The sequence below is a fragment of the Acinetobacter sp. YH12145 genome (assembly GCF_013418335.1).
Taxonomy (GTDB): Bacteria; Pseudomonadota; Gammaproteobacteria; order Pseudomonadales; family Moraxellaceae; genus Acinetobacter; species Acinetobacter amyesii.
Window position 1 is genome coordinate 108,233 of sequence record NZ_VPCE01000006.1, and the last position, 13,782, is coordinate 122,014.

The window sequence follows — 13,782 nt, forward strand, 5'->3', positions numbered from 1 at the left end:
TTAATTTGCTTTTGCGGCTGAGGCTTCAACAGCTTCAACTGGAGGTAGATATTGCTTTTTCAATACACTTTGCAATTGATCATACGGAATGGTCAAACGTGGTAAACCCACCACATACGGCCCAATTTCATATTCGGCATATTGCAAAATTAAACCTTGCTGACTCAGATAAAAATTATCAGACAGTTTAAATTTCCAAATCTGTTCGTATTCTTGAATATTGTCTGCCAACTTGGCATCTTTCACCCAAGTTTTAAATACTTCATAGCCCCGCTTTTCAAGCTCAGCACGTTGATTTGGCAATAATATGTCGTTGAGCTGCACCAATTTTTGAGTGCTTAAATCAAAGTTGTAATATTGCTGTGCAGAAGAACCATGCGCTCCACCTAAATATGAACTGGTATTTAAAACCACTGTTGCCAAGGGTTTTTCAGCATTTAATATTTTAGGTTTAATCATCAAACTGATTTGCTGATTGGCACTTAAAGATTTCAATTCTTTATCTAAATTTAAGAACGCTTGCATGTAAGGCTGCGTGGCTTTTTCCAATTTTAATTTGGGCGTTTCAACCTTTGCCAAAGCAGATTTTGCTTCAGACGCTGCAGGAACTTCACTTGCAGCGGGAGCATCAGTACTCAGCGTTTTATCTTCTAAAGGCGATACAGATAGAATTTCACCTAACTGTTTTAGAATTTCCGCATCAATAAAGTCATCAATAAAGGCTTGATTACTGTTTAAGCGTTCAACTGAAATTTCAGGACAGACCCCGCCATCACATTCAGGTAAATTCAGTTGTAATTTTTCCGCATCACCAATCAGTTTTGCACTCAAATCTGGCTGTTCAGTTTTTGCTTGATCTGGCTTTTTTTCAGGTTCAGCTTGTTGTGGCTGACACGCCGTGAATGCAACAGAAACTGCCAATATTGAGCTTGCCCAAATTTTATTTTTTTGCACCATTGCTTCAACCTTTCATTTTGAATAATTGATATTTATTTTGGTAAATATCTTATCAAATTAAATACTTTCGTTGATTAGAACATATGCTGATAAACGTCAGCTTTCAATACTTGTTGTGTTTGCGCTTTGCTGAGATAAATATCCAGTTGTTTACTATCTTTGACAATTTCATCTGTACGATAATGCAAACCGACACCTTCTTGATCAAAGAACCAATCTGCTTGGCCCCAATAGAGTTTTTTCGGTGCCGATTTTTTGACATCTACCTCTTGTTCATCTAACCATTTGCTATAGGCTTGCTGCACAATAGCATCCATATTTTGCTGTTGCTTTGCATCAATAATATCTAAAGGTTTAAGATTCTTTTTCGCACGGCGGTCTGCCACAAAAAAATAATACCGCTCTTTGACCGTGATATTTTCCTGTTTGGTATCAACACCGATTTGCAGCAACACATATTGATTCCGTTGATATGGAACTCGTGTGTACATGGCCAATTCATAGGCTTTATTGGTTTTAAACTCTGCCTGCCAAGCATCTGATTTTTTCACATACGCATCGACGGCTTGTTGGAGATTCATATTTTGCTTTAATGCAATCTGATCTTGTACGACGCTGGCCTGATTTTTTTCAATCCAACCATTCAACCACGTATCTACGGTCTGAATGGTTTGTATCTCTAAATCAATACAACTTTTATTTTCACAAAACGGTTTGGCAATTTTTGCTGCTTGCTCTCGAATATTTAAATAGGGCAAAACATCTGGATTGATCACGACCGCTTCAGAAGCGCCATCATCGGCCGGCTTTGTCGCTTTGTTTTCTTTTCCTGAATCACATGCACTGAGCAGCAAAACACTCCCCAAAAGTGCAAAAACTGTAGCATCCTTGAATATTTTCATGATGTCCTAAACGACCAAATGATTGCGTAATGTATGGATTTAAAAACTCTACCACAAAATAAAACAGCTTCACGAAGAAGCTGTTTTATTTCTGTAAAAGAACAACTTAGTGTTCACGTGTATTGCTGAACACGATATCCGGATAACGTTCTTGCATTAACTGTAAATTCACACGACTTGGTGCAAGATAAGTTAAATGACCACCGCCATCGACAGACAATTGGTCGTGTGCTTTTTTCTTAAATTCGTTGAATTTTTTCTCGTCATCACACGATACCCAACGTACGGTATTGATACTTACAGGCTCGTAAATACAATCAACTTTGTATTCTTCTTTCAGACGATAAGCCACAACTTCAAACTGAAGTACACCCACAGCACCCACGATTAAATCGTTACTGTTTTGCGGCATAAAGACCTGAGTTGCACCTTCTTCTGAAAGTTCTTTTAAGCCTTTTTGTAGCTGTTTTGACTTCAAAGGATCTTTTAAACGCACGCGACGGAACATTTCAGGGGCGAAGTGAGGAATACCGGTAAAGTGTAAATCTTCACCCGAAGTGAAGGTATCGCCGATCTGAATCGTACCATGGTTATGCAAACCGATAATGTCGCCCGGCCATGCTTCTTCAAGGTGCTGACGGTCACCAGCAAGGAACGTTAAAGCATCACTAATACGCACATCTTTACCTAGACGCACATGTTTCATTTTTAAGCCTTTTTCATACTTACCTGAACAGATACGCATGAATGCAATACGGTCACGGTGTTTTGGATCCATATTGGCTTGAATTTTAAAGACGAAACCTGTGAAGCCTTCTTCAGTCGCTTCAACTTTACGGTCTTGCGTCGGATGTGCTTTAGGTTCAGGCGCATATTGACTAAATGCATCCAGCACATGGTCCACACCAAAGTTACCGAGTGCCGTTCCAAACAAGACTGGCGTTTGGCGACCTGCCAAAAATTCATCACGATCTAAGGGCTCGTTGGCCATTTGAACCAATTCCAACGACTCTTCAAATGCAGCCCAAGCGAGTTCGCCGACTTTTTCACGCAAATCTGCATAGTCATAGCCATCACGGACTTCAATATCCGTAATAGTTGAACCGAAACCTGCCTTATAAACGTAGAATTTTTCTTCGAGTAGGTTAAATACACCGGCAAAGTCACGACCTGTGCCCAGTGGCCAAGTAATCGGAACACATTTAATTTTTAAAACATTTTCGATTTCATCAAGAAGTTCTAATGGCTCACGAATTTCACGGTCCATTTTGTTGACGAATGAAATAATCGGCGTGTCGCGCATACGACACACTTCCATCAATTTGATCGTACGGTCTTCGACACCTTTTGCACCATCAATCACCATAAGCGCAGAGTCAACAGCGGTTAATGTACGGTAGGTATCTTCAGAAAAGTCTTCATGCCCTGGGGTGTCGAGCAAGTTAATCATCTTGTCTTTAAACGGGAACTGCATAACAGAAGTGGTGATCGAAATACCACGTTCTTTTTCCATTTCCATCCAGTCAGACGTTGCCGCACGATCAGATTTACGGCTTTTTACCATACCTGCAACCTGAATCGCCTGTCCCCATAACAACAGTTTTTCTGTCATTGTGGTTTTACCGGCATCGGGGTGGGAAATAATAGCGAAAGTACGTCGCTGAGCGACCTGTGTCGCTAATTCTTCTTTAAAACTCATGAAAGACACCTACTGCAAAACTCGCAGTGCAAAAGATCAGATCTGATCAATATGGAAAATTGGCGATATTGTATCAGATTGACCATTAAAAATAATCAACCACATCGGGTTGAGTCAAAATCTTAGCGTGGCGTGTCTTGATGTTTTACATTGGATGACGACCTGTTTTTATCGACGATATAACGCATTTCTCTGTCTTTTTTTCTCACTCATTGGCAATGCGATCAGACTACGAGGACTTTATTCAACCTTCATTTTCATGCTTTCTTCAAGCTGTGCCACTGGCATCGGCATTCCTAACAAATATCCCTGCAACTGTTGGCAACCTAAACGTTTTAAAATTTCTGCTTGTTGTTCTGTCTCTACACCTTCTGCAGTGACCGTTAAACCCAGTCGAATTGCCAAGTGAATAATACTTTCTAAAATAATTTCTTCTTTAGAACCGACGCTCAAATTGCGGATAAACTCACGGTCAATTTTCAGCTCATCTACAGGCAGTTCTTTTAAATACAAGAAACTTGAATGTCCCGTTCCAAAGTCATCAATCGCAACTTTAATCCCCATCTTTCTCAAATGTTCAAAAGTTACGATACTGGCATCGATATGATGCATCGCAGTTGACTCGGTAATTTCAATAATTAAATGTGACGGGTTAATTTCATACCGTGCAAAAAGCGAATCTAAGGTACTAAATAAATGTTTATGTTCAAACTGAATCGCTGATAAATTGACCGCAATCGGATACAGCGGCATATTCAGCTTTTCCCAGTGCTGAATTTGCTTACAGGCTTCTTCAAGCGCCCAATAGCCCATGGCAATAATCAGTCCAGTTTTTTCTGCACCATTGATAAACTTATTTGGCGTCAGCATACCTAGAGTTGGATGATTCCAACGAATTAAGGCCTCAACCCCACAAATTTCACGATCAACGGCATTAAATTTTGGCTGATAAAATAAGATAAACTGTTGTTCTTCTACCGCTTTATACAAATCATTGATCAGTTTCGTCTGACTTTTTTCTTCAAATTGGTCGGCGGTATAATTAAAAAATGAATAGGTATTACGCCCCTGATACTTCGAACTCAGCATTGCGGTGTCTGCATTGATCAGTAGGTCTTGTAAGTTCGCACCATGTTCAGGGTACATCGCAATACCAATACTGCCTGAAATGTTAATTTCCTTACCTGCAATCAAAAAGCTTTCTTGCATCAATTCCAATATTTTTTCAGACATTGCTGTGGCAGAGTCATTGCTTGCCGACTCAAGCACAATCAGAAACTCGTCCCCACCGATTCGTAGCAATTTGGCTTTATCATTAATTAAACGGTGAATGCGTGTGGCAATTTGAATTAGTAGTTGATCACCGACATGGTGTCCAAACACATCATTGACCGCTTTAAAACGGTCGATATCAATATAAATAAAAGCAATTTTATCTTGTCTTAAGCGATGCTCTGTAAATAGAAAATGTGCATATTCAGCCAAAAATAGTCGATTAGGCAAACGGGTCAAATTGTCCTGTACCGCTTGATTGGCCAGTTCTCGATTTGCGCGCATCAACTGCAAACTGCGATGTTCTAAACGTTGCTCAAGTACTGCAACGCTAAAGGCCGCCATCAACAATAAACTGGTGACAAATAAGACAATAAATAGCAATAAATTATGGTTAATTTGAGCCGCAACCAATACATCCATCGAGTTTAGCGGTACAAAATCAACAGCTGCCATACCAATATAATGCATAGCGACAATGCTAAAAGTCAGCATGACCGCAACAAAGGCATTCATGATGTTACGTTTTGGCGAGTATTTATTTTTAAAAGTTAGCCAAAATGCCAAACACGAGCCACAGATCGCAACTAAAATTGAACAGATAACAATTAAAGGTTCGTATCGTTGTTCATAACCCTGAACGTCTAAACTCAACATCCCCGTGTAATGCATGCCGGAAATGCCTAGCCCCATTAAAACTGAGCCTAAAATTAAACGAGGAAATGGTAGCGTCAGTCGTGTGGTTAACCACACGGCAAAAGTGGACGCAACAAAGGCGATAAAATAAGATGTTAGGGTCAGACTGGTATCAAAACTATGATTTGAAGGCAAATGGCTGGCCATCATACCTACAAAATGCATGCACCAAATCGCAGCACCTAAAATTGCACCGCTGAATAATAAAATGACATTTTCATATCTTGGTCGCGTTCCACGGAACAACATTTGTTCGAGTGAAACAGCTAAGTAACAACTTAATAATGCAACTACGATTGAACCAACGACCAGATTGTAATCATAATGAATATGGGTCATATCAAGCGTTCCGCTTAGGTTATCGTGGCACTTTCTTTAACCGAATTACCCAATCTATCTCTTCCCTTTAACTTGTTACATTTTCAATTACTTACTTATTTTCTCTTAGAATCTATTAGTCTACGGTAATGGTCAAGTCTTTCTTTCAAGATTTTAAGCAACTGATTAATTTAAAAAAATAAAGCTTGATGAAGTTCACTAAAACTTAAACTTTTGATAAAAATTGCATCAGGTGTTTATTATTTTAGAACAGTTTCTAATCATAATAAAATGAATAAGTTAGAATCATTTATAGATTGCTTTCTAGATTTAAATCGAACACCGCCCTACTCACAAAAAAAATAGCGAGCCGTAGCTCGCTATTTCTCAATGGATAAATTCATCTTTTCTGTCAAAAACTCAAGTAATCATCTCAATGTTATTTATGGATGAATTACTTACTTTTTGGCTGTTGTTGTATGCGTTTTGCCTTGTAATTTGGCATAGTCCATTAGCACGTTTGCTGCTTCCGTCACAAAGACTTCTTCTTCAGGCAGTGCTGGACGTTGGTTTGCCTTCATTTTTGCACGTGCCTCCACCAATGCATCCATAGACGCTTGGTAGCTTTCCCAGTTGGCATAAGGTTTTTGACCCACCACTTTACGACGCTGATTTTCAGCATCCAAAGACTTTTGCTCTAGTGCCAACAGCTCGGCTTTACGCTTCGCTAAGTCAAGCACCACACGCTTTTGCTCTTCTGTCTTTTTCGCAATCGCAGTACGTTGCTCTAAATATTTAAATTGCGGATCAATGCTGACACGTTGCTGAGATGACTTAATCAAATCGGGAACATAGGCTTGGATCGAGCCTTCACGTTTAAACGGTGCTGTAGGAATGGTATCCCACTGTAAAGCATTTTTCGCTTTACGTTCACCAAACTCTTCATTGTAAATATCAACCAACTTAATATCAGGCACGACTCCTTTATTCTGGGTACTGCCGCCAGTCACGCGGTAAAATTTACGTTGCGTTAAGGTTGCTTGACCATAGGCTAAAGAGTCAAGTTGTACCTGCGCTGTTCCTTTACCCGTTGTGGTGCTACCAATCACCACACCACGTTCATAGTCTTGAATCGCAGCAGAATAAATTTCACTCGCAGACGCCGAAGCCAAGTTAATCAATACTGCCAATGGACCTGCATAAGTTTGCGCGCCCCCATCATCATCTTCAAACACGCTGACATTGCCATTGCCATCACGGATTTGCACCACTGGACCTGATTTAATCACTTGACCAAGCATACGTGCCACTTCTTCAAGTGAGCCACCAGGGTTGTTACGCAAGTCAATGATGATACCTTCAACATTTTGAGCATCTAAAGTTTTTAAGGCTTTATTGGTATCTTCTGACACAGAACGGTAGTCTGTACCTGCACGACGTGCACGATAGTTCAAGTAAAACGATGGAATTTCAATTACACCGAACTTATGCTTTTTGCCATCACGCTCAATTTCAACGGTACGTGAACGCACGCCTGCATCTTCTTCTTGAATCACATCACGTACAATTGTGACATTTCGCGCTTGATTCATGGACGCACCAGCACCCAATAAACGTAGAGTCACTTTGGTGCCACGTTTACCACGAATCAGTCCAACAATTTCATTACTCGGCCAACCGATCACATCCACCATTTTGTCGCCATCTTGGGCAACACCAACGATACGATCGCCTGACTTGACTTGTCCTGATTTGCTAGCAGGACCACCTTCCACAATCGTCTCGATTTTGGTGTAGTCTTCATTACCACGTTCAGGACGGATCGATACCCCAATCCCTTCCAATTGCAGCGTGGTTTGACGGTTCAATTCCATCGCATCTACAGGTGGGAAATAGTTACTGTGCGGATCATACGTCAGCATCATGGCATTCAGAGTTTTATCAAGCACATCATCGCTTTTTAAACGACTAATCCGCTCTAACTGACGTGTATAACGCTTGGTTAAAGTCTGTTCAGGTGTTAAATCTTCAGGACCAGTTAAATCTTGACCATTTGCCAAAGCAGGATCATCTTTCAACGCTTTCTGTTTGGCTTTCTCTTCTTCTTTGCTGATGGTTAAATTGATCAGCTGAGAGACCAACATTTTATTCCAATGCGCACGCTGTTCTTCTGTCGATTTAAAGAATGGCGCTTTTTCACGATCGGTTTCGATGTAGTTATTCGGTTGATTTAAATTCTGTGGCTTTTTCAGCTCTTCCAACATATAGGTGTAGAACTGTTTTAAGCGCTCACGATATTGCGCATGAATCGCATACGGCCCTGTTAAATTGCCCGCTTTGAGATTTGCACCAAAAGTTGAACCATAACGTTTTTTATAATTTTCAATATCCGATGCCAAGAACAACGTATGTTCAGCATCTAAACTATCAATATAAAAATCTAAAATACGGTTAGATGTATTGGCATCTAAACGCTGATTTAAATAGTGTTGACGGTCTACCAATGTTGCAAGCTGACGTGAGACCAAGGCTTGCTCTTGTGTGGGCTGAATGGTACCCGCGCTCACTGCTTCTGTATTATTGGCAGCAATTGCGTCATTCACCACATGAGTGAAAAAGAATCCACCTGTCGCAATCGCAACGGCACAAGCTAATGTTTGAAGTTTCATAAATAATTTGTACTTCCTTGGTATTAAGACCAATATTACCGTGTTGGTTTTCGACCTGAATTGAATAGATTCAAAATCTTAAACAACTTAATATGTTTATGTCGTGTAGTTTTATCATATTCTCTGCTGACAAAGTGTAGCAAATCATTGCAGAATTCAGGTATTGTTTTTCCTTAAAAATTCCAACACGGACACCGAATATGATTGGCGCATTAATGCTCGACATTGCTGGCACAGAACTTACCCAAGAAGATATTGAACTATTACAGGCACCACAAGTTGGCGGCATGATTTTATTTGGTCGTAACATTGAATCTCCTGAACAAGTTCGTGCCCTAACCGACCATATGCGTCAAATTCGTCCTGATATTTTAATTGCGGTCGATCAGGAAGGTGGTCGTGTACAACGCTTAAAGCAAGGCTTCACACTCCTACCAGCTATGGGTAAGTTTGGAGAACTTTACTTAACTGAACCTGAAAAAGCTGTTGAACTGGCTGAACAATGTGGCTGGTTGATGGCAGCTGAAGTCCTTGCGGTCGGCATCGATTTTAGTTTTGCACCAGTGCTGGACCTAAATGATGTCAGTGATGTGATTGGTGACCGTGGTTTTGCCAAAAATATGCAAGACATCATTCCACTGGCAAGTGCTTTCTTAAAAGGTATGAAACGTGCGGGGATGGCATCTACAGGTAAGCATTTCCCAGGCCATGGCTCGGTGAAAGCAGATTCACATGTTGCTGCTGCCATTGACCATCGTAGTTATGAAGAAATCTATCAAAAAGACATGCAAAGCTTTATTCAACTGCAACCACAGCTTGATGCCTTAATGCCTGCGCATGTGATTTATGAAAATATTGATCCTAATCCTGCTGGATTTTCACCGTATTGGATTCAGAAAGTCTTACGTCAAGAGCTCCAATTTGATGGCGTTTTATTCTCCGATGATTTAAGCATGCAAGCAGCTTGTGTCGCTGGCGGCGCAGATGCTCGTATCCAAGCAGCATTAAATGCAGGTTGTGATATGGGCCTCGTATGTAATAACCGTGAATCTGCATGCATTGCGCTTGATGGAATTCAAAACTTGGCTCTTCCAAATCAGGAACGCTTAGAACGTATGCGCGGAAAAATCCCACAAATTGAGATTGGACAAAGCATTGAACTCGGAGCGGACTGGCAAAATGTGCGTAACCGTATCGTGGATTTTAAAAATCAATATTGCTAATCCAAGACTTTCAAAATTCTAGAAAATGGAGCACGACAAGGTGCTCCTTTTTGATTTATGATGAAGTCAAAATAAGTGCTTCGGCGCTATACAAAAATTGCCAATAAAAACAACATTAGGTCAGGACGACATGACACAAAGTTTATCGGAACATCGACACATTTCCTTTACTGCACATTACACCGGCTATATTTGGTACAGCATGGGGATTTCGCATCCCGTTTTTGCCACACGTAAAGGCAAATTTTTAGCACGTTTAGTCCATCCTTTAGAAAGCTGGGCAGAAAAGAATGTGGGCGGTAGCATGCGTTCGACGCTTAAACAGCGCCATGCCATGATCGATCAACATTTAGATCAACTCATTGCCCAACACCCTCAGCTACAAGTCCTTGAAATTGCTTGTGGCCTCTCCCCGCGCGGTTGGAATTTTCGCACCAAACATCCTGAAATTGACTATCGTGAACTCGACTTGCCAGATATGGCAAAAATCAAAACACAGGCACTCAAACAGATTGACCCGCATGCCCCTGAGGTCTTAACTGGTGACATTTTCACTCAAGATTTTGAACGTATTTTTCAGAGTTTTGACCCTGAACGTCCTTTGGTGGTGATTAGCGAAGGTCTGATTAATTATTTTGATCAAACGCTACTGAATAAGTTATTGCAAGGGATCACCGAATATGGCGCTTCATTTCAGGAATTACATTATCTGACCGACATCTATCCTGAACCCGTCAAGAACCGTTTAGCACGTTTTATTTGGGCCAGTAGTAAATTACTCAAAGTCATGTCTCGCAGCGCTTTTACTTTTCATTTTCAATCCCCTGCTGAATTACAGCAGTTTTTCAGTCATACAGGATTTGAAGAAGTAGACGTCGTTCAGCCGGCCTTATACTTTCCACAACAGCAACAAGATCAAGTGATTCCATTTCACGATGCAGAGCAGCACAGTGGAGATTTGGTTTGGATGGTCCATGCCAAAACAAAAAAACAGCGCTAACGCGCTGTTTTTTTTACTTGTTCATGTTTTAACTTACGGCTTCTAATAACAACACATCTTCTTTTTGGCGTTGTACAAAGCGCAATAGACGCTCTGCCAACTCAAAACTACCATGCTTAAACAAAGCTCGAACCTGCGTATCCACAACGTCAAAGATGAGACATTCAATTTTAAACTCACCTTCTTCATCTTCTAGATGTAATGCCAAATCCCGTGGATATGCGTGCATGCAGTCCAACATTTCAGCCTGTACATTCAGCAACACGCCGAAATAATTTAAATCCGTAATTTGAGTGTCAACCACGAGGTCTGAATGGCGATGAGATAAATGCGTGAATGGCTGTTGTACACTTACACGCGCTTCGCCACGGCGTTCAATATTTTGCATTTGCTCTCGGCTCATTGGAATGATTCCTTCCAACTGCTGAATAGACTCACCGCGTAGATAAGTTGCAAACAAATTCATGGTTTCCTTACGGCGTTGCAACTGCGGTAAATGATCCGCATTGGCAATCATGGCAAATTGCATATTCGGACATTGCAAGGCAAAGCCCGCATTTTCATGTGGCAAAGTAAAACTGTCGTACTGCCCGCAAGACACCAATACATCACACTGTGGAATCGGCACGTCTTGCAAACGCAGCAAACGGTTACAGTTAATGTCATAACGCTCTTGTTCGGTATTGGTGAATTCAGCCATTTGTCTAAAGAACAAACGCTTTGCTGTCGGTGACATCCGCGTCACATCCAGTTTGGCATGATTGACCAAATACAAAATCACCGCTTGACCAAATTCATCCATGCGTTGTTCTTTCATCAAATGCAAGGATTCTTCAAGCAACATGCGCCAGCTCTTGCGCGTTTTTTGCATTACGCCCATCAATATCATGCGGTCAATCAATTCAGGACGTTGATCCGCCAGTCCTGCAGCCACCACTGAACCTAGTGACATCCCCATCACGGATACTTTTTCTAGCCCGACGATATCCAACCAAACGCCTAACATCTGTGCCAGATCACCCAACTCTAAAGTCCCTGCCGACACCGAAGTATCGACATTGGTAATTTGCTGATTTGAGCCCATAGAGGGTAAATCAATTAAAATAATAGGTCCTGCCGCAAATAGTTGTTCGACACAATATTTGTAGGAATTAAAGTTTTGAAATGCACCACCAATAATAACAATCGGGGTGCGATGAATGGTTTCAGGTTGTGCAATGGCCATATATTCGACCTTCCAGCCATCAATCCATGTCGTTCTGGCAGGCTGTTTAAAGCTTTGCTTGTCATACAGATCGAAAAAACTGTAATGCGTACTTTCCTGTACGGTGGGATCCATTTGGATAATGGAATTCATATTCCTTTCCTCCATTCCTGCCTTATTTTTATTGTCAGGAATTCATTTAGAGACTCTGCTCGACTTAGCGTCCTGCTCTTTAATCGTTATTTGTACGACTTCAATGTCGCTATTGTTTCATTCTATACAGAGGTTCATTTTACAAGCAACTGATATCCCCGCCGCTTATCTACTTTTGCTCTAAAAACAATTTCAAAATGTTAATTCTGGTCAGCAAGTACAGTCGAATATGCACTTAAGTGCTTCATTGTTCAGTCACAGGCTGTTAATATCGAGTTGAAATTTCTAAGTGATCAAACCGCTATGCAAGAGTCTATTGAACAATACATGCAAACGGTAGGACAGCAAGCACGCACAGCATCACGTGTGCTCGCAGGGGCTTCTACCCAGACTAAAAATAATGCCTTATCAGCAATTTATACTGCTTTACAAAACAGTGAAACTGCAATTTTGGCAGCTAACCAAGTGGATATGACCAAAGCGCATAACAACAACTTGGATAGCGCTCTACTTGATCGCTTAGAACTTACCCCCACACGCTTTAAAGGCATGCTCCAAGGTCTAAAAGATGTAATCGCACTGACTGACCCGATTGGCGAAATTACCGATATGGCCTTCCGTCCGACAGGTATTCAGCTGGGCAAAATGCGTGTGCCGCTAGGTGTTGTCGGCATGATTTACGAATCTCGCCCAAATGTAACCCTTGAAGCCGCATCTTTAGCGCTTAAATCAGGTAACGCCATTATTTTACGTGGTGGTTCTGAAGCGTTGGAATCTAACCAAGCAATTGCGGCAGCGATTCAACATGGCTTAACTGCCGCAGGTGTACCTGAACATGCCGTTCAAGTAATTAATACCCCAGACCGTGCTGCGGTTGGCCAATTAATTACTATGCCTGAATATGTCGATGTGATCGTACCTCGTGGTGGCAAAAGCTTAATTGAACGTATTACCAATGAAGCACGTGTGCCTGTTATCAAACATCTTGATGGTAACTGCCATGTTTTTGTGGAAGCTCAGGCTGATTTGCAAAAAGCATTACCTATTGCGCTTAATGCCAAAACACACCGTTATGGCGTATGTAATGCCATGGAAACCTTACTTGTCGATGAAAATGTCGCTGAAGAGTTTTTACCACGCATTGCTGAACTCTATGCGGAGAAAAAAGTTGAACTGCGTGGCTGTGCTGAAACGCAGCGCATTTTGGGCGAATCGATTGTTCCTGCAACTGAGGAAGATTGGTACACTGAATACTTAGGCCCGATTTTGGCAGTGAAAGTCGTTACAGGCTTAGATGAAGCGATTGAGCACATCAATAAATATGGCTCACACCATACCGACTCAATCATTACCGAAAACTTTAGTCTGGCTCGTCAGTTCTTGGCGCGTGTAGATTCGAGTTCAGTGATGATTAATGCCTCAACGCGCTTTGCAGATGGGTTTGAATATGGTCTTGGTGCTGAGATTGGTATTTCAACCGATAAAATCCATGCACGTGGTCCAGTCGGTCTTGAAGGTCTGACTTCTCAAAAATGGATTGTGTTTGGTGATGGTCAAATTCGCCAATAACACCCAATAAGACAACGAAAGCTGTGCTTTTATGATTAAAGGCACAGCTTTTTTTATGGCGATTTAAAAAATTAGACCCAGGGTTCACATATTGAAATATAAGCCTGCAAACACACAGGA

At 41.3% G+C, this 13,782-nt stretch carries 9 protein-coding genes; 3 read left to right on the top strand and 6 right to left on the bottom strand.

Annotation, left to right across the window (positions count from 1 at the left end; all coding sequences use genetic code 11):
- The 5 genes from FTU80_RS07920 to FTU80_RS07940 form a co-directional block, all read right to left on the bottom strand.
- Positions 1 to 957 (bottom strand): RsiV family protein, encoded by a 957-nt coding sequence (locus FTU80_RS07920; RefSeq protein ID WP_180084685.1) that lies wholly within the window; start codon positions 955 to 957, stop codon positions 1 to 3.
- Between the two features lie 74 nt (positions 958 to 1,031).
- Entirely contained in the window at positions 1,032 to 1,859 is an 828-nt protein-coding gene (locus FTU80_RS07925) for a hypothetical protein (RefSeq protein ID WP_180084686.1), read from the bottom strand.
- Positions 1,860 to 1,965: 106 nt separating this feature from the next.
- Entirely contained in the window at positions 1,966 to 3,558 is a 1,593-nt protein-coding gene (locus tag FTU80_RS07930; RefSeq protein ID WP_180084687.1) for a peptide chain release factor 3, read from the bottom strand.
- A 240-nt stretch (positions 3,559 to 3,798) separates the two neighbouring features.
- Positions 3,799 to 5,865, bottom strand: coding sequence for an EAL domain-containing protein (locus tag FTU80_RS07935; RefSeq protein ID WP_180084688.1), 2,067 nt, complete (start codon positions 5,863 to 5,865; stop codon positions 3,799 to 3,801).
- Between the two features lie 437 nt (positions 5,866 to 6,302).
- A complete protein-coding gene (locus FTU80_RS07940; protein WP_180084689.1) occupies positions 6,303 to 8,513 on the bottom strand; it encodes a carboxy terminal-processing peptidase in 2,211 nt (736 codons plus the stop codon).
- A gap of 200 nt (positions 8,514 to 8,713) precedes the next feature.
- On the opposite strand from FTU80_RS07940, the gene nagZ reads away from it, so the two are divergent.
- Entirely contained in the window at positions 8,714 to 9,736 is a 1,023-nt protein-coding gene (gene nagZ, locus FTU80_RS07945) for a beta-N-acetylhexosaminidase (protein WP_180034909.1), read from the top strand.
- 130 nt (positions 9,737 to 9,866) lie between these two features.
- A complete protein-coding gene (locus FTU80_RS07950) occupies positions 9,867 to 10,736 on the top strand; it encodes a class I SAM-dependent methyltransferase (RefSeq protein WP_180084690.1) in 870 nt (289 codons plus the stop codon).
- Positions 10,737 to 10,764: 28 nt separating this feature from the next.
- Here FTU80_RS07950 and FTU80_RS07955 read toward each other — a convergent pair whose 3' ends face one another.
- Entirely contained in the window at positions 10,765 to 12,093 is a 1,329-nt protein-coding gene (locus FTU80_RS07955; RefSeq protein ID WP_180084691.1) for an alpha/beta fold hydrolase, read from the bottom strand.
- A 303-nt stretch (positions 12,094 to 12,396) separates the two neighbouring features.
- On the opposite strand from FTU80_RS07955, the gene FTU80_RS07960 reads away from it, so the two are divergent.
- Positions 12,397 to 13,662 carry a glutamate-5-semialdehyde dehydrogenase gene (locus FTU80_RS07960; RefSeq protein WP_111884042.1) on the top strand — a complete coding sequence of 422 codons (1,266 nt, stop codon included), beginning with the start codon at positions 12,397 to 12,399 and terminating at the stop codon, positions 13,660 to 13,662.
- Positions 13,663 to 13,782 lie beyond the last annotated feature (120 nt).

What these genes read in the sequence shown, in the direction of transcription:
- FTU80_RS07920 (WP_180084685.1), bottom strand. Translation starts at nt 957, where the DNA reads ATGGTGCAAAAAAATAAAATTTGGGCAAGCTCAATATTGGCAGTTTCT.
- FTU80_RS07925 (WP_180084686.1), bottom strand. Translation starts at nt 1,859, where the DNA reads ATGAAAATATTCAAGGATGCTACAGTTTTTGCACTTTTGGGGAGTGTT.
- FTU80_RS07930 (WP_180084687.1), bottom strand. Translation starts at nt 3,558, where the DNA reads ATGAGTTTTAAAGAAGAATTAGCGACACAGGTCGCTCAGCGACGTACT.
- FTU80_RS07935 (WP_180084688.1), bottom strand. Translation starts at nt 5,865, where the DNA reads ATGACCCATATTCATTATGATTACAATCTGGTCGTTGGTTCAATCGTA.
- FTU80_RS07940 (WP_180084689.1), bottom strand. Translation starts at nt 8,513, where the DNA reads ATGAAACTTCAAACATTAGCTTGTGCCGTTGCGATTGCGACAGGTGGA.
- nagZ (WP_180034909.1), top strand. Translation starts at nt 8,714, where the DNA reads ATGATTGGCGCATTAATGCTCGACATTGCTGGCACAGAACTTACCCAA.
- FTU80_RS07950 (WP_180084690.1), top strand. Translation starts at nt 9,867, where the DNA reads ATGACACAAAGTTTATCGGAACATCGACACATTTCCTTTACTGCACAT.
- FTU80_RS07955 (WP_180084691.1), bottom strand. Translation starts at nt 12,093, where the DNA reads ATGAATTCCATTATCCAAATGGATCCCACCGTACAGGAAAGTACGCAT.
- FTU80_RS07960 (WP_111884042.1), top strand. Translation starts at nt 12,397, where the DNA reads ATGCAAGAGTCTATTGAACAATACATGCAAACGGTAGGACAGCAAGCA.